General features: G+C 74.2%; 26 protein-coding genes and 1 pseudogene. 12 read left to right on the top strand and 15 right to left on the bottom strand.

Going from position 1 to position 26,433, the window contains the following annotated elements:
• Nucleotides 1–95: 95 nt before the first annotated feature.
• Nucleotides 96–944 carry a mycofactocin-coupled SDR family oxidoreductase gene (locus ACTMTB_RS20395; RefSeq protein ID WP_210774616.1) on the bottom strand — a complete coding sequence of 283 codons (849 nt, stop codon included), beginning with the start codon at nt 942–944 and terminating at the stop codon, nt 96–98.
• Between the two features lie 270 nt (nt 945–1,214).
• Between ACTMTB_RS20395 and ACTMTB_RS20390 the strand changes: the two genes are divergently transcribed.
• Nucleotides 1,215–2,018 carry a hypothetical protein gene (locus ACTMTB_RS20390; protein ID WP_441147844.1) on the top strand — a complete coding sequence of 268 codons (804 nt, stop codon included), beginning with the start codon at nt 1,215–1,217 and terminating at the stop codon, nt 2,016–2,018.
• A 146-nt stretch (nt 2,019–2,164) separates the two neighbouring features.
• Complete coding sequence (locus ACTMTB_RS20385; protein ID WP_441147842.1) at nt 2,165–3,865, top strand: Na+/H+ antiporter; 1,701 nt, start codon at nt 2,165–2,167, stop codon at nt 3,863–3,865.
• A gap of 14 nt (nt 3,866–3,879) precedes the next feature.
• Here the strand turns inward: ACTMTB_RS20385 and ACTMTB_RS20380 are convergent, their stop codons facing one another.
• From ACTMTB_RS20380 to ACTMTB_RS20370, 3 genes are all read right to left on the bottom strand, one after another.
• Nucleotides 3,880–4,221, bottom strand: coding sequence for an MmcQ/YjbR family DNA-binding protein (locus ACTMTB_RS20380; RefSeq protein WP_441147841.1), 342 nt, complete (start codon nt 4,219–4,221; stop codon nt 3,880–3,882).
• 39 nt (nt 4,222–4,260) lie between these two features.
• Nucleotides 4,261–5,640 (bottom strand): NAD(P)/FAD-dependent oxidoreductase, encoded by a 1,380-nt coding sequence (locus ACTMTB_RS20375; RefSeq protein ID WP_441147839.1) that lies wholly within the window; start codon nt 5,638–5,640, stop codon nt 4,261–4,263.
• A gap of 249 nt (nt 5,641–5,889) precedes the next feature.
• Nucleotides 5,890–6,324 (bottom strand): winged helix-turn-helix transcriptional regulator, encoded by a 435-nt coding sequence (locus tag ACTMTB_RS20370; protein ID WP_441147837.1) that lies wholly within the window; start codon nt 6,322–6,324, stop codon nt 5,890–5,892.
• Nucleotides 6,325–6,435: 111 nt separating this feature from the next.
• Here ACTMTB_RS20370 and ACTMTB_RS20365 point away from each other — a divergent pair, with 111 nt between their 5' ends.
• Both ACTMTB_RS20365 and ACTMTB_RS20360 read left to right on the top strand, forming a co-directional pair.
• Nucleotides 6,436–7,293: an SDR family oxidoreductase gene (locus ACTMTB_RS20365; RefSeq protein ID WP_441147835.1), complete on the top strand. Its 858-nt coding sequence runs from the start codon at nt 6,436–6,438 to the stop codon at nt 7,291–7,293.
• A gap of 206 nt (nt 7,294–7,499) precedes the next feature.
• The gene (locus tag ACTMTB_RS20360) at nt 7,500–8,600 is read left to right on the top strand and encodes an L-dopachrome tautomerase-related protein (RefSeq protein WP_441147833.1); all 1,101 of its coding nucleotides are present in this window, start codon (nt 7,500–7,502) and stop codon (nt 8,598–8,600) included.
• 6 nt (nt 8,601–8,606) lie between these two features.
• On the opposite strand, the gene ACTMTB_RS20355 is transcribed toward ACTMTB_RS20360, so the two are convergent.
• Both ACTMTB_RS20355 and ACTMTB_RS20350 read right to left on the bottom strand, forming a co-directional pair.
• Nucleotides 8,607–8,729 (bottom strand): 50S ribosomal protein L36, encoded by a 123-nt coding sequence (locus ACTMTB_RS20355; protein ID WP_210774610.1) that lies wholly within the window; start codon nt 8,727–8,729, stop codon nt 8,607–8,609.
• A 220-nt stretch (nt 8,730–8,949) separates the two neighbouring features.
• Nucleotides 8,950–9,660 carry a TetR/AcrR family transcriptional regulator C-terminal domain-containing protein gene (locus ACTMTB_RS20350; protein ID WP_441147831.1) on the bottom strand — a complete coding sequence of 237 codons (711 nt, stop codon included), beginning with the start codon at nt 9,658–9,660 and terminating at the stop codon, nt 8,950–8,952.
• Nucleotides 9,661–9,790: 130 nt separating this feature from the next.
• On the opposite strand from ACTMTB_RS20350, the gene ACTMTB_RS20345 reads away from it, so the two are divergent.
• The gene (locus tag ACTMTB_RS20345; protein ID WP_441147829.1) at nt 9,791–10,495 is read left to right on the top strand and encodes a DUF4386 domain-containing protein; all 705 of its coding nucleotides are present in this window, start codon (nt 9,791–9,793) and stop codon (nt 10,493–10,495) included.
• 63 nt (nt 10,496–10,558) lie between these two features.
• Here the strand turns inward: ACTMTB_RS20345 and ACTMTB_RS20340 are convergent, their stop codons facing one another.
• A complete protein-coding gene (locus ACTMTB_RS20340) occupies nt 10,559–11,305 on the bottom strand; it encodes an ABC transporter permease (RefSeq protein WP_441147827.1) in 747 nt (248 codons plus the stop codon).
• A gap of 60 nt (nt 11,306–11,365) precedes the next feature.
• Nucleotides 11,366–11,875, bottom strand: a complete 510-nt coding sequence (locus ACTMTB_RS20335) for a DinB family protein (RefSeq protein ID WP_441147825.1) — start codon at nt 11,873–11,875, stop codon at nt 11,366–11,368.
• 128 nt (nt 11,876–12,003) lie between these two features.
• Between ACTMTB_RS20335 and ACTMTB_RS20330 the strand changes: the two genes are divergently transcribed.
• Together ACTMTB_RS20330 and ACTMTB_RS20325 are read left to right on the top strand one after the other, a co-directional pair.
• Nucleotides 12,004–13,059 carry a nitronate monooxygenase gene (locus ACTMTB_RS20330; RefSeq protein ID WP_441147823.1) on the top strand — a complete coding sequence of 352 codons (1,056 nt, stop codon included), beginning with the start codon at nt 12,004–12,006 and terminating at the stop codon, nt 13,057–13,059.
• A gap of 73 nt (nt 13,060–13,132) precedes the next feature.
• Complete coding sequence (locus ACTMTB_RS20325) at nt 13,133–13,876, top strand: N-acetyltransferase (RefSeq protein WP_441147821.1); 744 nt, start codon at nt 13,133–13,135, stop codon at nt 13,874–13,876.
• A 3-nt stretch (nt 13,877–13,879) separates the two neighbouring features.
• Here ACTMTB_RS20325 and ACTMTB_RS20320 read toward each other — a convergent pair whose 3' ends face one another.
• From ACTMTB_RS20320 to ACTMTB_RS20300, 5 genes and pseudogenes are all read right to left on the bottom strand, one after another.
• Nucleotides 13,880–14,326, bottom strand: a complete 447-nt coding sequence (locus tag ACTMTB_RS20320) for an SRPBCC family protein (RefSeq protein ID WP_441147819.1) — start codon at nt 14,324–14,326, stop codon at nt 13,880–13,882.
• A gap of 115 nt (nt 14,327–14,441) precedes the next feature.
• The gene (locus tag ACTMTB_RS20315; RefSeq protein ID WP_441147817.1) at nt 14,442–14,903 is read right to left on the bottom strand and encodes a deaminase; all 462 of its coding nucleotides are present in this window, start codon (nt 14,901–14,903) and stop codon (nt 14,442–14,444) included.
• A pseudogene (locus tag ACTMTB_RS20310) lies at nt 14,900–15,279 on the bottom strand (dihydrofolate reductase family protein); the annotation flags it as partial. The gene ACTMTB_RS20315 and the pseudogene ACTMTB_RS20310, both read right to left, overlap by 4 nt.
• Before the next feature lie 15 nt (nt 15,280–15,294).
• Nucleotides 15,295–16,308: a glycosyltransferase gene (locus ACTMTB_RS20305; RefSeq protein WP_441147815.1), complete on the bottom strand. Its 1,014-nt coding sequence runs from the start codon at nt 16,306–16,308 to the stop codon at nt 15,295–15,297.
• Between the two features lie 111 nt (nt 16,309–16,419).
• Nucleotides 16,420–16,893, bottom strand: a complete 474-nt coding sequence (locus ACTMTB_RS20300; RefSeq protein WP_441147814.1) for a hypothetical protein — start codon at nt 16,891–16,893, stop codon at nt 16,420–16,422.
• A 129-nt stretch (nt 16,894–17,022) separates the two neighbouring features.
• On the opposite strand from ACTMTB_RS20300, the gene ACTMTB_RS20295 reads away from it, so the two are divergent.
• From ACTMTB_RS20295 to ACTMTB_RS20285, 3 genes are all read left to right on the top strand, one after another.
• Entirely contained in the window at nt 17,023–18,843 is a 1,821-nt protein-coding gene (locus tag ACTMTB_RS20295; RefSeq protein WP_441147812.1) for an FG-GAP-like repeat-containing protein, read from the top strand.
• A gap of 45 nt (nt 18,844–18,888) precedes the next feature.
• Complete coding sequence (locus ACTMTB_RS20290; protein ID WP_210774600.1) at nt 18,889–19,311, top strand: acyl-CoA thioesterase; 423 nt, start codon at nt 18,889–18,891, stop codon at nt 19,309–19,311.
• A gap of 216 nt (nt 19,312–19,527) precedes the next feature.
• On the top strand, nt 19,528–21,810 hold the full coding sequence (locus tag ACTMTB_RS20285) for an alkaline phosphatase family protein (protein ID WP_441147810.1): 2,283 nt from the start codon (nt 19,528–19,530) through the stop codon (nt 21,808–21,810).
• Between the two features lie 17 nt (nt 21,811–21,827).
• Here the strand turns inward: ACTMTB_RS20285 and ACTMTB_RS20280 are convergent, their stop codons facing one another.
• Complete coding sequence (locus ACTMTB_RS20280; protein WP_441147809.1) at nt 21,828–22,409, bottom strand: DedA family protein; 582 nt, start codon at nt 22,407–22,409, stop codon at nt 21,828–21,830.
• On the bottom strand, nt 22,406–23,167 hold the full coding sequence (locus ACTMTB_RS20275; protein WP_441147807.1) for an MBL fold metallo-hydrolase: 762 nt from the start codon (nt 23,165–23,167) through the stop codon (nt 22,406–22,408). The genes ACTMTB_RS20280 and ACTMTB_RS20275 overlap by 4 nt, the downstream gene beginning before the upstream one ends.
• A 236-nt stretch (nt 23,168–23,403) precedes the next feature.
• Between ACTMTB_RS20275 and ACTMTB_RS20270 the strand changes: the two genes are divergently transcribed.
• Nucleotides 23,404–25,251 (top strand): thiamine pyrophosphate-requiring protein, encoded by a 1,848-nt coding sequence (locus ACTMTB_RS20270; RefSeq protein WP_441147806.1) that lies wholly within the window; start codon nt 23,404–23,406, stop codon nt 25,249–25,251.
• Between the two features lie 182 nt (nt 25,252–25,433).
• Entirely contained in the window at nt 25,434–26,432 is a 999-nt protein-coding gene (locus ACTMTB_RS20265) for a hypothetical protein (RefSeq protein WP_441148124.1), read from the top strand.
• Nucleotide 26,433 lies beyond the last annotated feature (1 nt).

Raw genomic sequence — 26,433 nt, 5'->3', positions numbered from 1 at the left:
TGCCCTGCCGGACGCCGGTCGGGCCGCGCCGCATCCGGCACGGCCCGACCGCCGGTGCGTCCACCACCCCGCCGTACGGGTACGGCGGGACGACGTCAGAGGTGCTGCATGGCCAGCGCGCCACCGTCGATCTTGATCTGGCTGCCGGTGACGTAGCGCGACTCGTCGGAGGCCAGGTAGACCACGGCGTGCGTCACGTCGGCCTGGGTCACGTGCGAGATCGGCATGGCGTGGATGGCGCTGAGGATCGGCGCGACGTCCTCGACGGTGGGGTCGTCGAGGTCCGGCCGGTAGGTCTGGAACATTCCCTTGTTGAACGCCATGTCGGTGTCCACCGTGGTCGGGTGGACCGAGTTGACCCGCCCGCTGGTCGGCGCGAGCTGCAGCGCCAGCGCCTTCACGTAGTCGACCAGGACGTGCTTGGCGAACCGGTACCCGGCGTACCCGGCGCCGGCCATCACGTCGGAGGGCATCGGCGGCAGGAAACTCGCGATCGAACCGACGATGATGACCGACACGCCCTCGTTGAAGTGCGGCAGCGCGGCGTGCACGGTGTTCAGCACCCCGGCGAGGTTGACGTCGATGGTGCCGGTGAAGGCGGTGATCGGCTGGTCCGGCCCCATCGGCAGGATGCCGGCGTTCGGAATCAGGACGTCGATCTTCCCCAGCTCGGCGACGCCCTCGTCGATGGCCGCGCGCAGCGCGCCGTAGTCGCGGACGTCCGCGTGCCGGACGACCACCCGGCGGCCGGCCTCCTTGACCAGGCGCGCCGTCTCCTCCAGGTCCTCGTTGCCGGCCATGCCGTAGCCGGCCGAGTCGATGTCCCTGCAGATGTCGATCGCGATGATGTCGGCGCCCTCCTCGGCCAGCCGGACCGCGTGGCTGCGCCCCTGACCACGGGCCGCGCCCGTGATGACGACGACCTTGTTCTCCGCCCGCCCCATGTGGGTCTCCCTCTGCCGGATCGCGTGAAAGGTGAGTCGAGACCGACCGGGAGCAGCGCCGCGTGCGGCGGTGGTTTCTCGCGTACGGTGGCCCGCTCGGGGCCGACGCTAATCAGGTACGGGACTCCTCTGAACCCCTTCCGACCCCTACTGGTCCCTTGAAGGACGCGGCCGGCGGGGCACAGAATGGGCGGCACCGGTGTCGCGACCCCGGCGGCGATCAGGGCCGTCCGGGCTGAAACGTCGACTCTTCGCCGAAGGGACGACGGCATGCACCCGATGCTGCGGCGGCTCGACGACCTCGCCGCCCACCTGCGCACCCGCCCCGATGCCGTGGCGCTGCTCGGCCTCGGCTCGGCCGGGGTGGCGTACGACCGCCTGGACGAGCACTCCGACCTGGACTTCTTCGTCGTGGTCGCCGACGACGCGGTGCCCCGCTACGTCGAGGAGATCGGCTGGCTGGCGGCGCCGTGCCCGGTGGCGTACAGCTTCGCCAACGAGCGCAACGGCCGCAAGGCGCTCTACGCCGACGGAATCTTCGTCGAGTACGCGGTGTTCACCGTCGCGGAGCTGGCGCGGTTGCCGTTCACCGGCGCCCGCGTCGTCTGGCAGCGGGACGACGCGCCCGCCACCCTGGCCGAGTGCGGCCGGGCACCGGTCGGGCCGGCGTACGACACGGTGGAGTTCCACCTCAACGAGGCGCTGACCAACCTCTACGTCGGCCTGCACCGGGAGTTGCGCGGCGAACGGCTCACCGCGGCCCGCTTCATCCAGTCGTACGCGGTGGACCGGGTGATCGCGCTGCTGGGCCTCACCGGGGCCGGTGCGGGGCACCGGCGCGACCCGTTCGACGCCAGCCGGCGCGTCGAGCAGGCGTACCCGCCGGAGGTCCTGCCGCTGGCCGCGATGGTCCCGGGATACGCGCGCAACCGCGAGGCGGCGCGGGCGGTGTTCGGCTGGCTGGCGGAGCGGTTCCCGTTGGACCCGGTGATCGGCGCGGCCGTCCGGCGGCTGCTGGACGTCCCGCCCCCGCCTCCGTCGCAGCGCGACCTCCCGGCGCCGGACGCACCATGACGATCCACCCGAACGTCGACGTCCCGACGACGAAGGCGCGCGGCCCGAGGGCAGGTCGCTGATCCGGTCCCCGCCGTCGCGTCGGGCGCGGGCCGGATCGATCGTTCCGGCCCGCGCCGGCCACCGGCCGTATCACGATGTTCGGGGTGGCCGGCGACGGCGGACCCGCCCCCGGCCGCGCGGGGCGGGCGGCGGCGGCCGTCGGCACGGAACCGGTCGGGACGACGCCCCGCGGCGGCGTGCCGACCGCCGCCGGCGGAAGGGGTGACGTGGAGGCGCTGTTCCTGATCGTGGTCCTGGCCGCCACGGTGCTGGTCGGCACCACGCTCGGTGGCCGCTACAGCGTGGCCCCGCCGGTCCTGCTGATCACCATGGGTGCGCTGCTCGCGCTGCTCCCACCGCTGTCCCACGTCGTGCTGGAGCCGGAGGTGGTGCTGCTGCTCTTCCTGCCGGCGATCCTCTACCGGGAGAGCCTGGTCGTCAGCATCCGCGAGATCCGGGCGAACCTGCCGGCGATCGCGTTGCTCGCCGTGGTGCTGGTGGGGATCACGATGGTCGCGGTGTCCCTGGCCGTACAGCAGCTCGGGGTGGAACCGGCCGCGGCGTGGGTGCTGGGCGCGGTGCTCGCGCCGACCGACGCTGCGGCGGTCGCCGGCCTGGCCAAGCGGATGCCCCGCAGGCTCCTGACGACGTTGCGCGCGGAGAGCCTGATCAACGACGGCACCGCGCTGGTACTCTTCGCCGTCACGGTCGGACTGATCGTCGGCGGCGCCTGGCCGAGCGCACCAGCCCTGCTCGGTGAGTTCGGCGGCGCGGCCGGGGGCGGGATCGCCGCCGGCCTGCTGGCCGGCGGGATTGTGATCGCGATCCGCCTACGCCTCGACGACCCGCTGCGCGAGGGCGCGCTGAGCGTGCTGACCCCGTTCCTCGCGTTCCTGCTCGCGGAACTCGTCCATGCCAGTGGCGTGCTGGCCGTGGTGGTCGCCGGTCTCATCCTGTCCTACTACGGGCCCCGCGTGATCCGGGCCCGCTCCCGAGTGCTGGCCTACGCCTTCTGGGACCTCTCCACATTCCTGATCAACGGTTCGTTGTTCGTCCTGCTCGGCATGCAGATCCCCCGGGCGGCGGAGAGCATCACCAGCACGTCGACCACGCAGGCGCTGGCCATCGGGGCGGTGGCGGCGGCCGTGGTGGTGGTGACCCGGATGGTGATGGTGCACATTGCCGGGTTCGGCCTGGAACTCGTTGAACGGCGTAGGCAGCAGCCCCGGGGCCCGACCGGCTGGCGGGTGCGCACCGCGGCCGGGTGGGCGGGATTCCGTGGCGCGGTGTCCCTCGCGGCGGCGCTCGCGGTGCCGACGACGACCGCCTCGGGGGCCCCGGTCGCCGAACGTGACCTGATCATCTTCTGCACCGCGATGGTCATCCTGCTGACGATCCTGATCCAGGGCACCACGCTGCCGGCCGTGCTCAACTGGGCGCGGCTCAGGGGCGACACTGAGCGGGAGGACGAGATCCGACAGGCCCGGACGGCGGCCACCAGGGCCGGCCTGGCCGCGCTGCCCGAGGTCGCCGCCGGAATCGGTGTCGACCCCGACGCGGTCCACCGGCTCCGCACCGACTACGAGCAGCACCTCGACGACATGCGCACCGCCGAGACCGGGGACGAGGCCGCCGAGGCGCGGGAGCGCGACCGCCGCCTCCGGCTCCAACTGCTCGACCACAAGCGCCGCGAGATCAACCGGCTGCGCGACAACAACGAGATCGACGACGCCGTGCAGCGCGAGGTGCAGGCCGCCCTGGACATCGAGGAGATCCGGCTGCTGGGGCCGAGCACCAGCGAATGACGCGCCGGCCGGCGTCAGGCACCGAGCCGTTGGCGCGCCAGGAACTTCGGCACGACCATCCGCCACGCCTCGGTCACCAGCTCGGTCATCTGGTCGTGGTCGAGCCGGTCGAGTCGGCAGCAGACCCAGTGGAAACGCAGGTCGGACGCGCCGGGCAGGAAGAACACGTCCGGCTCGGCGGCGACGAGCCCGTCGCGTTCCTCCTTCGGGTAGCCGAAGCCCATCGTCGTCTCGTCGCAGGAGAACGCGACGTAGACGATGGCGCCCACCCGGAACTTCACCCGGTCGCGGATCAGGTGCTCGGTGGTGCGCGGCAACGTCAGTGCCAGCGACCGTACGTCGGCGACGGTGACCATGCGCCGACCGTAGCGGCGGGGGCCGACATCCCCGAAGGCTCAGCGCCCCCGGGCCTGGTTGACCCGCACGGCCCGCAGCAGGGTGCGGGGGGCGGCGAGCGCGTTCGGGTGGCGGCGCATCTCGACGACGGCGTCGAAGCGCCGGGCGGTCACCGGGTCGGTCACCGACGCGGCGGTGATCTGGTCGGCCACCCATCGGGAGATCCGGTGTCCCGGCGGGCGGGGGCCGGGCACCGACGGGCGGGCCAGGTCGGCGGAGGTGGACATCCCCCAGGCCGCGTCGACCACGACCCGCTGCAACGCGAGGAACTCCCGGGCCGGCCGGCGCAGATCGGCGCCGGAGCGGAGGTACTCCGAGAGGCAGGAGGCGTGCAGGGCCGCCGACGACATGCCCTGCCCGTAGATCGGGTTGAACGAGGAGACCGCGTCACCGACCGCGACCAGCCGGGCCGGCAGCCGGCGCAGGCGGTGGAAGTCCCGGCGCCGGCTGTCGGCCTGCCGGTAGGTGCGGACCGTCCCGAGCATCTCGTTGGCCACCACCCGGGCGAACTCCGGGGGAAAGTCCTCCCGGCACCGGCGGACGAGGTCGTCCGCGTCGCGGCCGGGCCGGTCCCCGCCGTAGCTGCCGAGCATCACGATCCACCGGTCGCCCTCGATGGCGGAGAAGGCGGCGCCGGCGAGGTCGCCGCCCGCCGCGGCGGTGCAGCCGGCCAGCACCGCGACCGGCACCGGGTGCTCTTCGGTACGCCGGAACGTGGCAGTCGCGTAGTGCAGGTTGATCGCCATCCGGCGCATCGGGGGGCGTTCCCACCCGCCCTGCTCCAGCCAGTCGCCGAGGCGGCTCGACCGGCCGGTGGCGTCCACCACGAAGTCGGCGGGCGTGACGACCGGGCCGGTGGCGCTCTCGTGCCGTACCCCGGTGACCGCGGTGCCGGCGAAGTCCAGTCCGGTGACGCGTCCGGGCAGCAGGGTCACGTTGGGCAGCGCCAACGTGCGGCGGCGGAGCAGCTCCTCCAGGAAGGGCCGGCTCGCCGCGATCATGTCGACGTCCGAGCCCGGGACCTTGCGCCGGCCGTCGAGGTAGCTGCGGCGGGCGGCGGCGGGAAGCAGGACGGCACCCTCGGCCACGGCCTGGCGGGAGAAGCCGGGGAACCACCGGTCGATCTGGTCCCGGCCCGCCGGCAGCAGGACGTGCATCTGGGTGCCGTGCGGCACACCGGCCCGGTGTCCGGTGCCCGCGCCCAGCTCGTCCCGGTCCACCACGAGCACGCTCTCGGCGTGCTCGGCGAGCACCCGGGCCGCCAACAGCCCGGCCACGCTCGCGCCGAGCACCACGGCCCGGCCCATGATCAACGATGGCGCCGGCACCGGCCCGGTGGCGCCGAGCCGGGCGAAGACGCGCGCGGGCGACTGGTACATCACGACCTCCCGGGGGGCGGCGGTCCGGGTGCCGGCGTCGTGGCGCGCGGCCGGGCGTCCTCGCGGGTGCGAGGGGAGACCGGGCTGCGGGCATCGACGGGGCAGGCCGAGGGGATTGGCTCTGCGGTGAGCCTCGCCGGCGAATCTAACCGCCCGGCCGCCCGCCGGCCTCCCGTCGCCACTGTCGCCATTCCGACGCGGTCGCCGCAAACGGATAAAACCCCCCACCCCGCGCTTCCGCGACCGGGCCTACCTCCGCCGGTTTCGGTCCGCCGCCGCCCGGTCGTACTCGGCCTGGGCCGCCAGCACGGTGCCCAGCTCGCTCTCGACCAGCTCGATCAGCCCGATCAGCCGCTCGGCCACCCGGGCGCCGAGCGGGGTGAGGCTGTACTCGACGTGCGGCGGGATGGTCGTCTGCACGTCCCGCCGCACCAGGCCGTCCCGCTCCAGCGCCTGGAGCGTCTGGGACAGCATCTTCTCGCTGACCCCGTCGACGCGGCGGCGCAGCGCGTTGAACCGGTACGCGCCCTCGTGCAGCGCGGAGAGGGCCAGGATCCCCCACTTGCCGGCGATGTTCTCCAGCGTGCGACGCGAGCCGCAGCCGCGGGCGAAGACGTCCGCGACGAGCTGGTCGTCGGCGTCCCTGGCGTCCGCTCCGGCAGGGTTGGTGAGGGGAGCAGTCATGGCTCGACCGTACCCGGCCGACACCCTCCGATCCACCGCACTTACCTACGGGTTGGCACTTTCCCAAAGTTAGTGCATGCTTCGAGGGACCCGTCATCCCGAGGAGTGACCATGATCGTCGTAACCGGAGCCACCGGCCTGCTCGGCCGCCTCGTCGTCACCGAACTGCTCGACCGGGGCGTTCCCGCCCAGCAGATCGTCGCCGCGGTCCGCAACCCGGAGAAGGCCGCCGACCTGGCGGCCCGGGGCGTGCTCGTACGGGAGGCCGACTACGACCGCCCCGAGACCCTGACCGGTGCCCTCGCCGGCGCCGACCGCCTCCTGCTCGTCTCGGCCAACGAGGTCGGACGGCGGGTGGCGCAGCACCGCGCCGTCGTCGACGCCGCCGTGGCCGCCGGGGTACGCCTGATCGCGTACACCAGTGTCCTGAAGGCAGACACCGCCACCTTCCCGCTCGCCGCCGAGCACCAGGCGACCGAGGAGCTGATCCGGGCCTCCGGCCTGCCGTACGCGCTGCTGCGCAACGGCTGGTACACCGAGAACTACACGGGCAACCTGGCCGCCACGCTCCAGCACGGCGCGGTCCTCGGCAGCGCCGGTGACGGCCGGGTCGCCGCCGCCACCCGGGCCGACTACGCCGCCGCTGCCGCCGCCGTCCTGGCCGGCGACGGCCACCAGAACGCGGTCTACGAGCTGGGCGGCGACGAGCCGTTCACCCTGGCCGAACTCGCCGCCGAGATCTCCCGGCAGAGCGGCACCGAGGTGGTCTACCGCGACCTGCCGGCCGAGGAGTACGCGACGGCACTGGTCGCCGCCGGCCTGCCGGAGCCGTACGCGGCCACCCTGGCCGAGTGCGACCGGGGCATCGCCCGGGGCGAGCTGACCACCGACAGCGGTGACCTGCGCCGCCTCGCCGGCCGTCCCAGCACCACCCTCGCCGACGCGGTCGCGGTGGCGCTCAAGGGCTGATCCCCTCGGCGCCGGTGGCCAGGGTGCGCCCCGGGCCACCGGCGCCCGCGCCGAGCACGTCGTGGTTCGGGCGTTTGCGGCGGTGGGCGGCGGGAAGGACCGACCTCCACCTGCCGAACGGAGATGACGTCGATGGAGGACCTGGTCCACCGGTGCCCGCGCACCCTCGCGGCGCGAGCGAGCGGGCGGACGCGACGGAGCACGTCGTGACCGGGCCGGTGGCCGACGAGCCGCTCGGTGAGCTGGAACTCGTGCACAGCTTCACCGGGCCGATGCCGACCGGGGTCAGCGTCTCGCACACCGGCCGCGTCTTCGTCAACTTCCCCCAGTGGGGCGACGAGGTGCCGGCGACGGTGGTCGAACTGCGCGACGGCGCGGAGGTGCCCTTCCCGGACCAGCGGTGGAACAGCCCGTCCGGCAACGACGACGCGACGGCGTTCGTGTCGGTGCAGAGCATCGTGGTCGACCCCGCCGACCGGCTCTGGGTGCTCGACACCGGCAGCCCGATGTTCCGACCCACCGTCCCCGGCGGGCCGAAGCTGGTCCGGGTGGACCTGGACACCGACAGCGTCGGCCAGGTCATCACCTTCCCGACCGACGTGGCGCTGCCCACGACGTACCTCAACGACGTGCGCTTCGACCTGCGGCGCGGCGAGGCCGGCACCGCCTACATCACCGACTCCTCCGACTCCGGCCCGAACGGGATCATCGTGGTGGACCTGGCCTCCGGGGCGTCCTGGCGACGGCTGCACGACCACCCGTCCACCAAGGCCGAGCCGCTGGCGACGTTCCGGCCGGTGGTCGAGGGCCGACCGCTGCTGGAACGCCCCGCCGACGGCCCGCCGAAGCCGATCGCGATAGGCTCGGACGGCATCGCCATCTCACACGACGGCGCCCGGCTGTACTACTGCCCGCTCGTCTCGCGGCACTGGTACAGCGTGTCCACCGACGCACTCGCCGACCCGGCGGTCGACGACGGCCTGGTCGCCGCGTCCGTGGCCCACGAGGGCGACAAGGGCGGCGGCTGCGACGGGCTGGAGTCCGACGACGCCGGCCGGCTCTACCTCACCTCGTACGAGCACAACGCGGTGCTGCGCCGCCGCGCCGACGGCGAGTACGAGACGCTGGTCCACGATCCCCGGCTGCTCTGGCCCGACACGATGTCGGTCGCCACCGACGGGTACCTCTACGTGACCGCCAACCAACTGCACCGCCAGCCGACGTACCAGCGTGGCCAGGACCTGCGGCGCAAGCCGTACGCCCTGTTCCGGACCCGGATCGACGCCGGACCGGTGCTGCTGCGCTGACGCCGCTCAGCCCTGCCGCGCCTTCTGGCGCGGGTCGGCCTTGTTGAGCACGAACAGCTTGCCTCGGCGGCGGACCACGATCGAGTTCGCCTTCCGCTTCAACGACCGCAGGGAGCTTCTGACCTTCATCCCGAGCCATCCCTTCCTGTGGTGACGCACAGCCGTGACCGGTGAACCGTCGGCCGGCACGAGGCGGCCCCGGCGCCGGAACGTCGTCACCCGGGCCGTCGGCACACCGCGGCTGGTGTACCCGACCCGGCAGCGGGCATTCGCCACCCGCGGCGGGCCGCGGCCGGGTGCGGGCCTGACGGGCCGCCCGGGGTGACCGGGCGCTGACCTCGGCGCGCGGCTACGACCGGTGGTGGCTCCGCTGGGTGGTGGAGCTCCACCCCTGCCGCCGTAGTCGGTCGAACCCGTCCAGCAGGAGGTCGAGAGCGAACTCGAACTCGAACTGGTCGTCACAGCCGGGACCGACGACGGACTGCTCGTCGTGGTCGGCTCGCGAGGCGACCTCCGCGATGTGGGGGTACCTGCGGGACATCTCCCGCAACGCGGCCGCCTGCGTGCCCGGGTCGGGGCCCGGCCCGCCGTCGTTGAACAGCTCCTGGCTGAATCCGAGGACGCGGCTCCCGAGCGCGTGCATCACGTGGTGCGTGAGGTCGACGGAGAGACCGCCGGCCCGGAACATCCCGATCATCGAGTCCAGGTACGCCAGGGTGGCCGGCGTCGGCCTGGTACGTGACTCGATCACCCGCGACGCCCACGGGTGACGCAGGAGCGCCTGTCGGGCGGACAGGATCCGCTGCCGGACGGCGCTCTTCCAGTCGACGTCGGGGTCCGGCGGGTCGATCTCCCCGACGACCACGTCGGCCATGCCGTCCAGCAGCTCTTCCTTGTTCGCGACGTGCTTGTAGAGCGCCATCGGGACGACGCCGAGTTCCTGCGCGAGCCGGCGCATGCTGAGCGAGTCGATCCCGGTGGTGTCGGCGAGCGCGACGGCGGCGCGCAGCACCCGCTCGGTGTTCAGCGGGCGACGCCCGGCCTCGCTCTGCTCGGTCACCGGCTCGCCCTTTCCACTCCCGCTTGACAGGTGTACAGCGTACACCTAGAGTCCGTGCGTACTCAGGTGTACGGCGTACACCTGACCGTCGCGGACAGGAGTCGACATGAGCCCCACGAGAAGGACCGCGGTGACCGCGGGACTGTTCTTCCTGATCACCGAGATCGCCGCGATCGCGGGGCTGGTGCTCTACCGCCCCGTGCTCACCGACGTCGACTACGTCCTCGGGGCGGGCGCCGACCCTCGGGTGCTGCTCGGCGGCCTCTTCGAGCTGATCCTGGTCGGCGCCATCGTCGGCACGGCGGTCACGCTCTACCCGGTCGTCAGGCGGCAGCACCACGCCGCCGCTCTCGGCTACCTCTGCGTACGCGTTTTGGAGGCGGTCGTCATCGTCGTGGGCATCCTCAGCGTCCTAGCGGTGGTGACGCTCCGCCGGGACGTCGCCGGGACGGCCGGCGCCGACGACGCCTCACTCGTCACCGCCGCCCGGGCACTCGTCGCCCTCCACGACTGGGCGTTCCTGCTCGGTCCCAACGTCGCGCTCGGGGCCAACAGCCTGCTGCTCGCCCTCCTGCTGTACCGGTCGCGAATGGTGCCCCGGTCCATCACCGTGCTCGGGCTGGTCGGCGGGCCGCTCATCTGCGCCTCGGCGACCGCCGTGCTGTTCGGGCTCTACGACCAGGTCTCCACCTGGGGCTCGCTCGCCGCGCTGCCTGTGTTCGCGTGGGAGCTCAGCCTCGCCGGGTACCTCATCCTCCGCGGCTTCGCGCCGGCCGCCGCGTCCGACGGCGACGTCCCGACGGGCCCGGTACGCGCCGAACTGTCGGCCGGGTAGGCGGTCCGGCCGCGGTGGTGCCGGGGATCGCCGGCCGGCAGCCGCGGCACCGGCACCGGCCGGTCACGGCGTCGGACGCAGCCGCCCGCGGGCCACCAGCTCGACGGTCAGCACCACCGCGACCGCCTCCACCGCCAGCAACCCGACCAGGACGACCAGCTGGGTGATCCCAGCGGCGAGCGGACCCGCCCCGCCGAGCAGCATCCCGACGAAGGCGCCGGGCAGGGTCACCAGGCCCACCGTGCGGGTCTGGTCCAGCGCCGGGATCAACGCCTGGCCGGCCGCCGGACGGCAGACCAGCAGCACCGCGTCGCGGGGCAGCATGCCCAGCGCCAGGGCCGCCTCCACCTCGCCCCGGCGGCCGGTCAGCTCGTCCAGGGCCCGCCGGCCGGCCAACGAGGTGGCGGTCATCGCGCCGCCGATCAGGATCCCGGCGACCGGGATGACCGCGATCCCGCGCGCCGGCACCAGGCCCGCCAGCAGCAGACCCAGCACGACGGAGAGGCTGCCGGCCACGATCGGCACGACGGCCCACCACCCGCGCGCCCCGCCGGTGGTCCGCCGGCCGGAGGTGCCCGCCGCGACCACGCACATCACGACCACGAAGGCGGCGGTGGCCCACAGCGACGCCACGATGGCGGCGATCAGCAGCGACACCGCCGCCAACTGGACCGCCGCGCGGACGGCGGCGACCGCGATCTGGCGGCCGTGCCCGAGCCGGCCGACGGTGGCCACGGCCGCCGCCACGGCGGTCAGCACGACCAGGGTCACCGCCAGCTTCGGGCCGACCACCAGCATCGTCGAGGACATCGGGTCAGTCTCTCGCGACCTCGCGCGCTCCGCGCGGCACCGCCCACATGCGGCGCCGGGTCAGCGGGCGGCTTCGGCGCCGGAGGCGCGGGTGATGTCCAGCAGGTGGTGTTCGGTTTCGTGGATCGTGTGCTGGCCGAGCCAGAGCAGCGTCCGGGCCCGGGGTTCCGGCCACGGGTAGACGCCGGTGCGGGCGAGGTCCGCCTGGTCGAGTACGGAGAACCGGGTCGCCAGGTCGGTCGCGGCGGTGGCCAGCGCGGCGAGCACCAGCGTCGGGTCCTGTTCGTTGTAGGCGTCGGTGACGGCCCGTTCGTCGCGTCCCATCGGGGTGAACTCCGGCTGGTCGACGGTGAGCGCCAGGACCAGCCGATCGGTCTGGACCCGGAGCACGTCCCGGACGTGGCAGGTGTACTCCAGTGGCGACCACACCCCCTCGGCCGGTCGCCGCCGCAGGTCCGCCACCCCGCCCAGCGCGGTCGCGTACCGCTCACCGACCGCGGCCAGGAGCCGCGGCAGGTCGGCGGCGGCGACGCCGGCGTAGTCGAAGCCGCACTCGTCGCATTGATCCACCCGCTGAGGCTAACGGCACCAGCACGGGGAGGGGACCCCACGGCGGCCGGCGGCGACGGAACTCCCGCGCGTGGGCGGAACTCGGGCGGCGTCCGCTGGAAGCGACGGCGATCCGGCAGGATGGGTGGATGTCCGTGCTGTCCGTGTTGCCACGCCCGATCGTCGCCGCGCCGATGGCCGGCGGCCCGTCGACACCGGCCCTCGCGGCGGCCGTCTCGGCCGCGGGCGGCCTGGGCTTCCTGGCCGCCGGGATGATCAGCGCGGACCGGCTCGCCGCCGACGTGGCCGAGGTCCGCACCCGCACCGACCGCCCGTTCGGCGTCAACGTCTTCCTGCCGGACGCGAACGGCGGTGCGGTCGACGCGGTCGCCGTCCGGGCGTACGCCGAGCGGCTCGCCCCGGAGGCCCGGCGGCACGGGGTGACGCTCGGCGAACCGGTCGGCGGCGACGACGCGTACCCGGAGAAGCTGGCCGCCCTGCTCGCGGACCCGGTGCCGGTGGTGTCCTTCGTGTTCGGGCTGCCCGACCTCGCGGCGGTGGCCGCCCTGCGGGAGCGGGGCACCGAGGTCTGGGCCACGGTCACCAGCCCCGACGCCGCCTCCGAGGCGGTCGGGCTCGGCGTGGACGCCGTCGTCGTGCAGGGCACCGAGGCCGGCGGGCACCGCGGTGGCCTGCCGGACGACGACGACTACGGGGTGCTGTCCCTGCTCCGGCTGGTCGCCGCCCGCAGCGACCGGCCGCTGGTGGCCGCCGGCGGCATCGCCGACGGCGCCGGGGTGGCGGCCGTGCTGACCGCCGGTGCCGCCGCCGCCCAGGTCGGTACGGCCTTCCTGCGCTGCCCGGAGGCGGGCACCTCCCCGATGCACCGGGCGGCGGTGGCCGGCACCGCGCCGACCGCGCTGACCCGCGCGTTCACCGGCAAGCGGGCGCGGGGAGTGGTCAACGACTTCCTTCGCCGGCACGACGGGTCGGCACCCGTCGGCTACCCGCAGGTGCTGCACCTCACCCGCCCGTTGCTGGCCGCCGCGAAGGGCAGCGGGGACGCCTCGGTGGCGAACCTGTGGGCCGGTCAGGCGCATGCCCTGGCGACGGAGACTCCGGCGGGTGATCTGGTGGCCGAGCTGACCGCGGGGGCCCGGGCCGCGCTGACGGCGGCCGTCGAGAGGTCCGGCGCCTGGGGCTGAGCAGCCACGGCCTTCCCGGGCGGGCCGTGAATTGGGATGCGCCGCCCCGGTGGCCGCCCTACGGTGTCCCTCCGTGACGATCGACATCGTGAGCCTCGCGGACCGACCGGACCTCGCTGCCCTGTTCGACGAGGACTTCGACGGGGCGTGGCCGCAGTTCATGCTCTGGGACCCGATGGGTGGCATCTACTACAACGTCGCCCACGACCTCTATCCCGAGTTCGTGTTCGCCGCCGTCGACTCCGCCGAGCCCGGGCGCGCCGTCGCGAAGGCGTACGCCGTGCCGCTGCGCTGGACCGAGCCGGAGCTGCCGGACGGCGGCTGGGACCGGGCGATTCAGCGGGCCACCGTCACCCGCCTCACCGGGGCCACCCCGAACATCGTGTCGGCCATCGAGATCTGCGTCCGACCCGACCGGCGGGGCGCCGGGTTGTCCGCCCGGATGCTCGCCGCCATGCGGCGGGCCGTCGCCGATCGGGGGTATGACACCCTGGTCGCCCCGGTCCGCCCGAGCGGCAAGCACGCCGACCCCGAGCTGCCGATGACCGAGTACGCGGCCCGGGTCCGCGACGACGGTCTGCCGGTCGACCCGTGGCTGCGGGTGCACGTGCGCGCGGGCGGACGCATCGAGCGGGTGGCCACCCGGTCCATGATGATCAGCGGCAGCCTCGACGACTGGCGCCGCTGGACCGGCCTGCCGTTCGACACGAGCGGGCCGGTGCACGTGCCGGGCGCTCTGGTGCCGGTGCACTGCGACGTGGCGCACGACCACGCCGTCTACGTCGAGCCCAACGTCTGGGTCCGGCACCGGCTGTAGGTGCTAGGAGACTCCTGCCTCGAGCCGCTGCTTCAGGTGCCGGTAGCTCGCCGGCGCGCCCTTCGCCGCCAGCCGGCGGACCATCGGCACGAGCGGCACACCGACCCCGTGTCCGGCGAAGTCCAGGGAGAAAGTCACGCGCGACCGCACGCCCTCGTCGAGAGGTTCGACGGTGACGGTCACGCTCGGCCTGATCGGCCCGTCGACCCCGCGTACGGCCCACCGGCCGGGCGGACTGTCCTCGGTCACCTCCTGGGTCATGGTGCGCTCGACCCCGCCGATCCGGCGGGTCGTGGTCAACCGGCTGCCCAATCCGACCGGGCCATCCGACTCCACGCGTACGCCCACGACGTCGTGCTGCCACTCGGCGAACCGCGTGGGATCGGTGACGTACGCGAACACCTCGTCCGGCGGCCGGTCGATGTCGATGGTGGAGACGGCGGCGGTCATGGCTCCTCCTGCTCGTGCTGACGCGGCGGGTCGAGGGTGTCCCGCCCCACCACTCATGACACACCGCGAGCGGAGGATGTGACCGGGCGCGTCCGCCACCCCGACGGGCAAGGGCTCAGGCGCCCGGCAGATCCATGACGTACCCGTTGATCGCGCGTACCTGGTCCGCGAGGTCCGGCAGCTCGACCACCTCGACCCCCGCCGCCGCCAGCAGCTCGACGCCCTGGCAGTCCACGAAGATCGGCGGTTCCCGCATCGCCAGCACGACCCGACGGATACCCGCGGCCAGGATCAGGCTGGTGCAGGTGGGCGACCGATGCTGACGCACGCTGCACGGTTCCAGGGAGCTGTAGATGGTCGCTCCGGACAGGTCGACCCCGCGGAGCTTGACCAGTGCGGACTCCTCGGCGTGCACATGGGAATCGGTCTCCCGGGAGTACCCCCGGGCCAGCTCGGTCCCGTCGCGGCCGACCACGATCGCGCCGACCGCGTACGCGGTGGCCTTCGGCGGGCACCGCCGGGAGAGGTCGACCGCGTCCTGGAGCCAGCGGCGGTCGAGGGCGGGCGGCGGGGTCACGGGGTGCCGAACCGTTCCGACAACGCACACCGCAGCAGCACCACGTCCCCCATCTCGCGTACCTCGGCCGGGCGGGCCCGGTGGCCCGGGTGCCGACGTGGACCGCCGGCGACGAAGCGGTGCGCCCCGCTGTCTCCCACGAAGAACGGGGCCAGCACCAGGTGCAGCTCGGCGGCCGGACCCGCTTCGCGGAACTGAGTGTGCATCGTCGCGCCGCCTTCGACCATGAGCCGGCGCACAACCCGCTCGGACGAAGTACCGCGCCGTCGGCTCCAGGTCGGCCCGGCCGGTGACGGTGACCCTGACCGGTGACGAGAGCAGCACGCGTGGCCCGGCGCGACCCGGACCGCACCAGCAACCGTCGATCGTCCCGGCGGCGCGACCGCTTTTCTCACCCGCGCGAAAGATCGGGCAGTTGGCGGGCCACCTCGGCCGGGGAGGGCATCCGGGCGATCTCATCGGCGATCGCGCGGGCGGCGTCCCGGTGGTCGGTCCGCCCGGCGCGCGGCAGGAGCCGCCGGGTGTGCTCGGCGATGGCCGTGGCGCTCGCCTCGTCGCCGAGCAGGCGCAGCGCGGCGCCGGCCGCGGTGACCGCTTCGGCGTTGGCGAACTGGTCGGCGCCCTGCGGCAGGATCAGCTGTGGGACGCCGGCGGCGAGCGCGCCGAGGGTGGTGCCGCTGCCGCCGTGGTGCACGACGAGATCGGCGTGCGGCAGCAGCTGCGCCTGCGGCACCCAGCGCTGCACGCTGACGTTGTCCGGCACGTCCCCGAGCTGGTCCAGGGGCACCCGGCCGGCGGCGACCACCACGCGCGCGTCCAGCGCGGCCAGCCCCTCGATGGCCGCGCTCAGCAGCTCCCGGGTGCCGAAGGCGGTGCCGAGCGTCAGGTAGATCAGCGGCAGTGACCTGCGGTGGCTGTCCCAGGCGGGCAGCGCCGCCGGCGTCGAGTACGCGACGGGCCGCAACTCGATCCGGTCCGCGCTGGCGAGGAAGTGCTCGTCCTGCAACGACGGCGGGCAGATGTCGACGTGTGGCCGACCGGCGGCCTCGGCGTTCCGGGTGGGCAGTTCCAGGCCGATGCCCTCGGGGATCATCCGCCCGAAGCCGTGCCAGATGCCCGGGATGCCGGCCCGATGGGCGGCGACAGCCGCTCCCGGCACGCCCCATTCGTGTACGACGAGGTCGGGCTCCAGCCGGGCGAGTTCCGGTGCCAGGTCCTCGGCGTAGATCTCGTAGAACGCGTCCGCGGGACGGAAGGGGCGCAGGCCGTTCGCGGCGAGCGGTGCGTGCACCTCCTCGCCGACGGCGAAGTGCACCTCGTGTCCGGCCTCCCGGACGGCCACCGCCAGTGGGATCAGCGGATAGGTGTGACCGACCGATGCGAGGCTGGCGAACAGTACGCGCATTCCGACGAAGGTACGCCGCGCCTTTGGGCACGTCGCGGCCCCCGGGGTCGGCACCGATGGTTACTTCAAGACATATGCCGGTAGATCATTCGATGGGCTCGGTCCACGCCTTCAGCCGGCGGGGTTCCACCGGGCCGGCAGCCGGCCACAGCCGCACCCGCCACCGTCGCCCGGTCGCGTCGAGCCGGGCCAGCCCCGCGACACGAATCCGCGGCCTGCGACCTGGATCCGGTACCGGCCGGGCGGTACCGGGCAGTGCAGCCGCGCCGCGGTCGGGGAGTCGAACAGCAGCAGCCCTTCGGCGTCGACGGCGAGGCCGCCCTCGAACGCCTCCTCCCAGTCGGCGAGATCGTCGGCCGGTGCGGCGGCGGTCACCTCCACCCGGATCGGCATCGCGACGTTGGCCTGGTGGGGCGAGAGCACCAGCACGCTCTGGCCGTCACCGGCGATGCCCGCCCCCTGCTGCGCCCGCCGGAACAGCGCGTCGTCGGGCGGGTCGGCGGGACTGCCCCCACGGATGACGAACTGCCCGTACCACATGTCCATCACGAGGTCGTGTGCGACGACGAGTTCGGCTCCGGCCACCGGCACAGTGTGCGGCATCCGGACCCGACCGGCGTGCCAGCAGCCCGCCGCCGGCGCCGGGATTTCTGGTGCCCCCCGGCCGGCCGAGCGGCGTGTCATCATGACGCCTACATCGCGGGGGAGAAATTCATGCGGGCGTACCGGTTGGTGGGCAGTGCCGCGGTCCTGGGTGGACTCGTCGCGGCGAGCATGACGGCGAGCACCCCTCCCCCGGGTCCGGGCGTACCGACCTCGTACCTCGACCCGACGGTGGTGGGCGCTGCCCAGCCGGCCCAGCCGGCCCGGCCGGGCCCGATCGGCGCACGCCTCGCGCCGACGGGCGCGGCCGCGGAGCGCGGCACCGCGCAGGGCGCCACGGCGTCCGGTGGCACGACGCGGACGCCGACCGCGACGGGGGCCGTGAAGCCGGTGCCCACGAATCCTGTCGGCCGTCATTTCCGGCCGATCACCGGGCTGAACGAGGTGCGCAGCGACTTCAACGGCGACGGCCGGCCGGATCTCGCCGTGGCGGAGCTGCGCAAGGTGGTCAACGGCGGGCAGACCGGCGCCGTCCACGTCCTCTTCGGCGATCCCAGGGGTGGTTTCACCACCGCGGGGAGCCAGTACTTCGACCACACGACGCCGGGCATGCCGACCGACGAGGGCTCGCCCGACCCGCACGGCGAGATCAACGACTTCGGCCGCGCGCTCGGCTCCGGTGACTTCGACCACGACGGCTTCGCCGACCTCGCGATCGGCAGCGTGCACGACCGGTTCCGCATCCTCTACGGCGGTCCGTCGGGGCTGACCACCGCCGAGGCCCGGATGATCCGGCTCGCCGACGTGGCGCCGGAGGCCGACGTCCCCGGTGAGGGCGTCACCGGCGAGAACCTGTTCGGCTCCGCCTTCACCGTGGGCGACTTCAACGGTGACGGCACCGACGACCTGGTGACCGGGGCACCCCGCGCCGGCCGTCCCTGGGTCGGTGGCGTCGCGCTGTTCCGCGGTACGCCCGACGGGCTGAGTCCCGCCGCCGCCCAGTACGTCCCCGGCAACGCGGCCGGCCTGCCCGTCCGCCCGGAGACCGACGGCTTCGGTGCCGTGCTGGCGGCGGCGGACTTCGACAACGACGGCCGCGACGACCTCGCGGTCGGCTTCCCGCGCGACCACTTCGGGTCCGCGTACTTCGCCGGATCGGTGGTCATCCTGCCCGGAACGGGCGACGGTCTCGGCATCGCCGGAGCGCAGCTGTTCTACCAGGACACGCCGGGCGTGCCGGACGTCGCCGAGTACGGTGACGGCTTCGGTCACGCCCTCGCCGCCGGCGACCTGACCGGAGACGGCTACGCGGACCTCGTGGTGAATGCCCAGCGCGAAGGCTTCAGCTCCGACACGGTGAACCGGGGCGGCTCGGTCACCGTGCTGCGTGGCTCGTCCACCGGTCTCACCGTCAACGGCGTGCAGTACTGGACGCAGCGGAGCCCCGGCGTCCCGGGCAGCGACGACCCGTCGGCGTTCTTCGGTACGGAACTGGCGTTCGGCGACTTCGACAACGACGGTCGGGGCGACGTCGCCGTCGCGAGCCCGCAGGAGACTGTCGGGGGTGTCGCCGGGACGGGCGCGATCACGGTCTTCCGGGGCGGCGCACAGGGGCTCACCACCACCGGGCTGCGCAGGCTGGACTGGAAGACACCGGGCGTACCGGCGAGCGCCGGCAGCCCGTACTTCTACCTCGGCGACGTCCTCCGCACGGTGCGCCAGCCCGACGGTGCCGCCGGCCTCGTCGTGGGCTGCTGGAACGCGACGGTCAACGGGTTGCAGCGGGCGGGCTCGGTGATGGTCGTCCGTAGTACACCGGCGACGCCGGAGGCGCCCGGCGGGGTCACGGTCAACGGCCTCAGGACATGGTCGGCGGCCGACCTGCCGGTCGGGCCCGAGGCTTTCGCGGGCTTCGGCATGCATCTCGGCTAGCGGTTCCGGAAGCGGCGTCGTACCCACCGCCTACGCTCCCGGTGCATGGGAGATCCCTTCACGGTGCGCATCGCGGTCCGGGGCTACGAGCTCGACACCCAGGGCCACCTGAACCAGGCCGTCTACCTCCAGTACGCCGAGCACGCCCGGTGGGAATGCCTGCGTGCCGCGGGCATCTCGCAGGACCGGCTCATCGCCACCGGCGTGGGACCGGTCGCCCTGGAGGTCACCCTGAGATACCTGAGGGAGCTGCGCGGCGGGGACGAGGTGGACGTGTCCTGCGAGTTCCACTGGGGCGAGGGCCGGACGTTCCGGATCGAGCAGGACTACCGCCGCCTGGACGGCACCCAGGTCGCGACGGTGACCGGGGTGGGCGGCCTGCTCGATCTGTCGACCCGGCGGCTCGTGGCCGACCCGCGGGAGCGGTTCCGGGAGCTGGCCACCGAGCCGGGACCGCTCCGCCTCTGAGGCGGCGCGCCAACCGGGCGGCGACCGACAGCTCGGGGTACGCGACGGGACGCCGCCACCGGCCGCCCGGGCAGCCGGCCGGCCGGCTTCTCGGTGCTCTGACGGCGCGTCGACCGTCGGCCCCGGCGGCATCCGGCGGACCGGTGGCGGAGCTGCCCGGACGACCGGCTCCGCACCTGCCGATCTTGGTGGGCGGGGTGTGGCATCGTGATGGGGATGGAGCCGGACGGTGACGCCGAGGCGCGCCGGACGCTGCCCGAACCGCTGCGGGTGGGCCTGCGGGTGCTGCGCGACTACCGGCCCACGCTCGGGCGGCTGCGGGCGCTGCTGCGCAGCATGGTGACCTCGTTCGTGGTGCTCAGCCTGACGCTGTGGCTACTGCCGGGAGTCACCGCCAGCGGCCTGGTCGCGATGCTGTGGCTGGTCGGGCTGATCGCCGGGATCGGTGCGGTGCTGCGCCCGCTGCTGTTCGCGCTCTCCACCGCGCTGGGCGGCCTCGGGGCGCTGGCCATCGGCGTGTGCGTACAGGCCGTCGTCATGTACGTCGCATTGCGCCTGGACCCGGAGGCGCACGTCCGCGGGTTCGCCGACGCCTTCGCCGCCGCGTGGCTCGCCGTGGCGCTGGCCGCGATCCTGAACTGGCTCGCCGACGCCGGCACCGACGACGCGTTCGTCAGCGAGATGCTGTGGGTGATGAACCGGGTACGCCGTGGACCGGCTCGCCACCGGCGACCGGCGTGGCACCGCCGCGGCGCCGGCGGGGTGCCACCCGAGCGGGAGACGGCCGACGCCCTGCTCGTCGTCCAGCTCGACGGCGTGGCCGCGCCGCTGGTGCAGTGGGCCATCCGAGCCGGCAACCTGCCCACGATCGGTGGGTGGCTGCGCTCCCGCAGTCACCGGATGACCCACTGGCACACCGGCCTGCCGGCCACCACGCCGGCGGCGCAGGCGGGCCTGCTGCACGGCGAGGTCCGGCGGGTGCCGGCCTATCGCTGGTACGAGAAGGCGACCGCGGACGACAGCGCCAGCCGTCTCATGGTGACCAGCCGGCCCCGCGACGCCGCCGAGGTCGAGCGGCGGCTGTCGACCGGGCAGGGACTGCTGCGGGACGGCGGGGTCAGCATCAGCACGATCTTCTCCGGCGACGCCCCCACCAGCCTGCTCACGGTGAGCCGGGCCGGGCTGCCCGGGCGGTCCACCCGGGGCTACGCGGCGTTCATGGCCAGCCCGTACGGGTTCGCCCGGGCCATCGTGCGCGGCGCCGGGCAGGTGGTTCGCGAGCTGTACGAGGCGCGGCGGCAGCGACTGCGCGGCGTACAGCCCAGGGGGCGGCGCAGCGGCTCCTACCTGGCGCTGCGCCCGATGGCGAGCCTGCTCAGCGACCTCAACGTGTCGCTGATCGCCGAGCAGATGGCCGGTGGGGCGCCGGTGATCTTCTGCGACTTCCTCGACTACGACGAGGTGGCCCACCACGCCGGGCCGGCCCGGCCGCAGGCGCTGGCGGTCCTCGAAGCGCTCGACCAGACGCTCGGCATCCTCCAGCGGCTGGCGGCCGAGGCGGCGCGGCGCTACCACATCGTGGTGTTGAGCGACCACGGGCAGAGCCAGGGCGCCACGTTCCGCCAGCGGTACGGCGAGTCGCTGGCACAGGTGGTCGCCCGGCTCGCCGCGCCCACGGTGCGCCCGACCGCCCCCGACGGGCGGCCAGGGCCACCGACGCCGGTGCGGGAGGCGGCGACCGCCGAGGCGGCCGGCCCGGTCGAGGAGTGGGGACGGGTCAACACGCTGCTCACCGAGGTGGCGGGGCGGGGCGGGGCGACCGGCACGGCGACCCGGGTGGCGGTGCGGTCGCACACGGACGGGGGCGAGGTCACCCTGGGCCCGGCCGACGAGGAGGCGGCGGCGGCGACCCGGACCGATCCGGAGACCGTGGTGGTGGCGTCGGGCAACCTTGCGATGATCTATCTGCCCCGCCATCCGGGGCGGCTGACCCGCGAGCGGGTCGACGCCCTCGTACCGGGGCTGATCGACGGCCTGGCCGCGCATCCCGGCATCGGCCTGGTCGTCGTCGACTCGGCCGCCGGGCCGCTGGCCATCGGGGCGCGCGGCTGCCACAACCTGCGGGACGGACAGGTCGACGGCGATGACCCGCTGGCCCCGTACGGCCGGCGGGCGCGTCAGGACCTGCTGCGCCACCAGACGATGGACCACGTCGGTGATCTCGTGGTGATCAGCGCGGTGGATCCGGGTCTGGAGGAGGTGGCGGCCTTCGAGGAGCTGGTCGGCTGCCACGGCGGACTCGGCGGCTGGCAGACGGACGCCCTGCTCATCCACCCCGCCGACTGGCCGCAGGAGGGCGAGCTGGTCGGCCCGGAAGCCGTGCACGGGCAGTTGCTCGCCTGGCTGCGCCGGCTCGGGCTGCGCCGTCCCGACGACCAGGTTGACCAGCGGGACGATCCGGCGGGCCGCACGCTGGACCCCGACGTGCGCGGCGCGTAGCGCCGGGCGGCCGTCGGTTACGGTGCCACCGGCGGCTCGCCCGGCAGGGCCCGGCGCCGGGCCAGCCAGCTCAGCCCCTGGCTGACCAGCACGACGAGCAGGATCGCGGCGACGACGCTCTGCCACGGCTCGGGGAAGATCGCCCGCCCGAGGACGCCGATCGCGGCGTACAGCACCGACCACAGCAGGCTGGCCGGCGCGTCGGCGAGGGCGAAACGCCGCCAGGTCAGCCCGGACAGGGCCGCCGCCAGCAGCACCGGGATCCGGCCGCCCGGGATGAGCCGGGACACCAGCAGCGTCGAGACGAGTTCCTCGCGCACGCGCGCCGTCATCCGGCCGACCCGCTGCCGGCCACGCAGCCAGTGCAGGCGCCGGGCGAGCCGCTCGCCACCCCAGCCGAGCATGCCGTAGGTCGCCAGGTCGCCCGCGTACGCTCCGCACGCGCCGGCGATCACGACGAGCACCACGGTGACCGGATGCTGGTGGGCGGCGAGCGCGGCGGCGCCACTGACCGCCGCGCCGGTCGGCACCACCGGGACGACGGACCCGAAGAGCACCACCAGGACCAGCGAGCCCAGTACGCCGAGCGTCGCCGTCACGGCCGGCGCACCGCGACGGACTCGCCCGGCCGCAGCACGCGCACCCGGGTGCCCGGGGAGACCGCCTCGGCGTGGCGGGCGAAGTCGTCCCCCGGGTCGAAGAACCGGTCCGGCCGGACCCGCTCGCAGCCGACCGGCCAGAAGGTGCCGAAGTGGATGGGCACGGCCCACGCCGCCGCCACCCGCCGGACCGCCTCCGCGGCGCCCGCCGGATCGAGGTGGCCGGGCCCGAGCGTGGGTCCCCACCCACCGACCGGGACGAGCGCCAGGTCGAGCGGCCCCAGCCCGGCCATCTCGTCGAAGAGACCGGTGTCCCCGGCGAACCAGGTCCGCAGCTCGCCGTCGATCAGGTAGCCGAGGGCGGGTGCCCGGTGCCGGGACCACGGGCCCCGGCCGGCGTGGTGGGCGGCGGGGACGGCGGCGACCGTCACCCGGCCGATCGTGGTGCGGTCGCCGACCGCGAGCTCCGTGCAGCGCCGGGCGGCCGCCGCGCCCAGCGCCTGACGGACCACGCGGCCCGCACCCGCCGGCACCACCAACGCGGTGTCCGGGGGCAGCCGGCGCAGCGACGCGAAGTCCAGGTGGTCGGCGTGCAGGTGCGAGACGAGTACGGCGTCCGGGGCGCCCGGCAGCCGCGGGGTGGGCCCACGGCGTCGCCGCAGATGGGCGAGCCGGTCACGCAGCAGCGGGTCGGTCAGCAGCCGGGTGCCGGAGTCCTCGATCCACACGGTGCTGTGCCCGTACCACGTCAGCCGCACGGCACCGCCTCGGTCACGCCTGCCACCGTATCCGGCGGTGCCACCGCGCGGCCCGAACCTGACGTGCCCGCCGGGCCGAGGCGGGCCTCCTCCCCCGGACGGTCGGCGCAGGGGTCGAATCGGCCATCTGCCGGAAATGCTGCCACATACTCATACCGTCCGGCGGCGGCGGGCGGGACGGTCCGGGTGGCGGAGGCCGGCGCCCGCCCCGTGGACCGAGTGGAGGGATCAGTCAGGTGAGCGTGGACGGCGACGGGCGGGTGCCGGCGGATCCCTGGCCGCTGCCCAGGGACGCCAAGGTGGCGGATCACCTCGTGCAACGGTTGGCGTGCTGGGGCGTCCGCCGCTACTTCGGCTACCCGGGCGACGGCATCAACGGGATGACCTCGGCGCTGCAACGCACCAACGAGCGGGCGCAGTTCGTACAGGTCCGGCACGAGGAGACCGCCGGCTTCGCGGCGTCGGCGCACGTGAAGTACGGGGGCGGCCCGCTGGGCTGCGTCCTGGTCACCAGCGGGCCGGGGGCGATCCACGCGCTGAACGGCCTGTACGACGCCAAGCTGGACCACCAGCCGGTGGTGGCCCTGGTCGGCCACACCGCCCTGACCGCCGAGGGTGGCGGGTACTACCAGGAGGTCGACCTCCTGGCGCTCTACAAGGACGTGGCCGCGGCGTTCCTGGCCCAGCTCGACCATCCCGCCCAGGTGCGCCACCTGGTGGACCGCGCCTGCCGGACCGCGCTGGTCAGGCGCACCGTCACCGCCCTGGTGCTCCCCCTCGACGTGCAGGACGAGCCGGCGGTGCCGGAGCCGCCGTACGCCCACGGGTACTACCACACCAGCAGCGTGCCGAGCAGCGGCCCGACCGTGCCACCGGAGGCGGAGGTGCGCCGGGCGGCCGACGTGCTGCGCGGCGGCGAGCGGGTGGCCATGCTGGTCGGGCAGGGCGCGCTCGGCGCCGAGAACGAGGTACGCGAGGTCGCCCACCGGTTGGGCGCGGGCGTCGCCACCGCGCTGCTGGGCTTCCCTGCGGTCGACCACCGGGAGCCCTGGGTGACCGGCGCGATCGGGCTGCTCGGCACCCGCCCGAGCTGGCAGCTGATGCAGAACTGCGACCGGCTGCTGATCGTCGGCAGCAACATGCCCTACTCGGAGTTCTATCCGCCGCCGGGGCGGGCCCGCGCGGTACAGGTCGACCGGGACGGCACCCAGCTGGGGCTGCGGTACCCGACCGAGGTGAACCTGACCGGCGACGCGGCCGCCACCCTCCGCGCGCTGCTGCGTGAGCTGGGGCCCGGCCCCGCGCCGACCGGCTGGCGGGAGACGATCTCCGCCGAGACCCGGGCGTGGCGACAGACGCAGCGGGATCTCGCCGAGCAACCGGCCGACCCGGTCAACCCCCAGCTCCTCTTCGCCACCCTCAACGACCGACTGCCCGACGACGTGATGATCTCGGTGGACTGCGGCACGACGACGGCCTGGTACGCCCGGCACCTCCAGGTGCGCCCGGGCATGCTGGCCAGCCTCTCCGGCACCCTGCTGTCGATGGGCGGCGCGATGCCGTACGCGCTGGCGGCGAAGTTCGCCCACCCGGACCGCCCGCTGGTCGCGCTCATCGGCGACGGCGCCATGCAGATGAACGGCGTCAACGAACTCATCACGGTGGCCAAGTACTGGCGCAGCTGGGCCGATCCGCGGTTCGTGGTGCTGGTGCTGAACAACCGGGACCTCGCCTTCGTCAGCTGGGAACAGCGCTCCACCGAGGGGACGCCGATGTTCCCGGACAGCCAGGAACTGCCGGACATCGGCTACCACCGGTGGGCGGAGGTGCTCGGGCTGGGTGGCGAGCTGGTCGACGCGCCGGAGCAGATCCCCGGCGTCTGGGAGCGGGCGCTGAACGCCGACCGGCCGGTGGTCGTCAACGCTCTCGTCGACCCCGCCGAGCTGATGCTGCCCCCGCACTTCACGCTGGAGCAGGCCCGCAACACCGCCGGGGCGCTGCTGCGCGGTGACACCGACTGGGCCGGCATCATCCGCCGGGGTCTGCCCGCCACCCTCACCGCCTACCGATCACGTCGCAGGTGAGCAACGAGCGGGGCGGGGTGAGCGGCACCCGGCACCGTCCGGAGCGAGGCCCGTCCTGACGCCCGGTACGCCGCGGGCGGAACCGGGCCGCCGGCCGGTTCGCAGTTGGACGGAACCGGCCCTGGGTGCCGGCCGCCGCCGCTAGCGTCGAGAGCATGCCCGCCCGCCCGTCCCGCTGGACGATGCCGCTCCGGGTACTGGAGGCGCCGTCGTACCTGCAGGCGTTCGTGCTGTCCGGGGTGGTCACCGTGCTGCTCGTCCGGGCCTTCCTCCAGGCGGCCGGGTACCCGCAGCTCGGCGGCGGTGGGCTGCACATCGCGCACGTGCTCTGGGGTGGCCTGCTGATGACCACCGGGCTGGGTGTCGCGCTGGTCTTCCTGGGCAGCGCGGCGCGCAACCTCGGCGCGGTCCTGGGCGGGATCGGCTTCGGGCTGTTCATCGACGAGGTGGGCAAGTTCGTCACCGCCGGGACCGACTACTTCTACGCCCCGGCGGCCGGCATCATCTACGGCGCCTTCGCCCTGCTCGTGGTGATCACCCAGGCGATCCGGGGCCGGATCCGCCTCACCGGTCCGGAGCGGACGGCGAACGCGCTGTACGCGGTGGTCGGCGGGCTGCGCACCGGCCTCACCGACGACCGGCGGGCTGCCGCAGCCCGGCTGGTGCGCGGATGCGGCCCGGACGTCGAGGACGCGATCACCCGGCTGCTCGACACGGTGCCCCGGCGCGAGGCACCCGGCCCCCGGTTCTGGCAGCCGTGGCTGCGCCGGGCCCGCCGGGCCGTGGTCTGGGTGACCACGCACCGGTGGGTGGTGGCGCTGGTGGTGCTCTACCTGGTCGGCGAGCCGTTCGTCGTCGTGCTGGGCGTCCTGCTGGACACGATCACCGGCCAGCTGCACGACCAGCGAGAGTGGCGGGCCGTGCTCGGGGTCTCGATCTCCGCGCTGATCACCGCGGTGCTCAGCATCCGCGGGGCGTCGCTGCTGCCTCGCGACCGGACGCGGGCCTTCCGGCTGTTCAAGCTCGCCCTCCTGGTCGACCTGCTGTTCGGGCAGATCTTCAGCTTCACCGTCAACCAGTTCGGGGCGCTCACCGCGCTCACCGTGGACCTCTTCCTGCTGGGCGTGGTGACCGCGGAACACCGACGGCTCTGCCGGCAGGGCCCGGAGCCCGACCGCTGAA

It is taken from the genome of Micromonospora sp. L32 (assembly GCF_052068055.1).
Classification (GTDB): Bacteria; Actinomycetota; Actinomycetes; order Mycobacteriales; family Micromonosporaceae; genus Micromonospora; species Micromonospora purpureochromogenes.
This window is presented reverse-complemented; position numbering and strand designations above follow the sequence as displayed.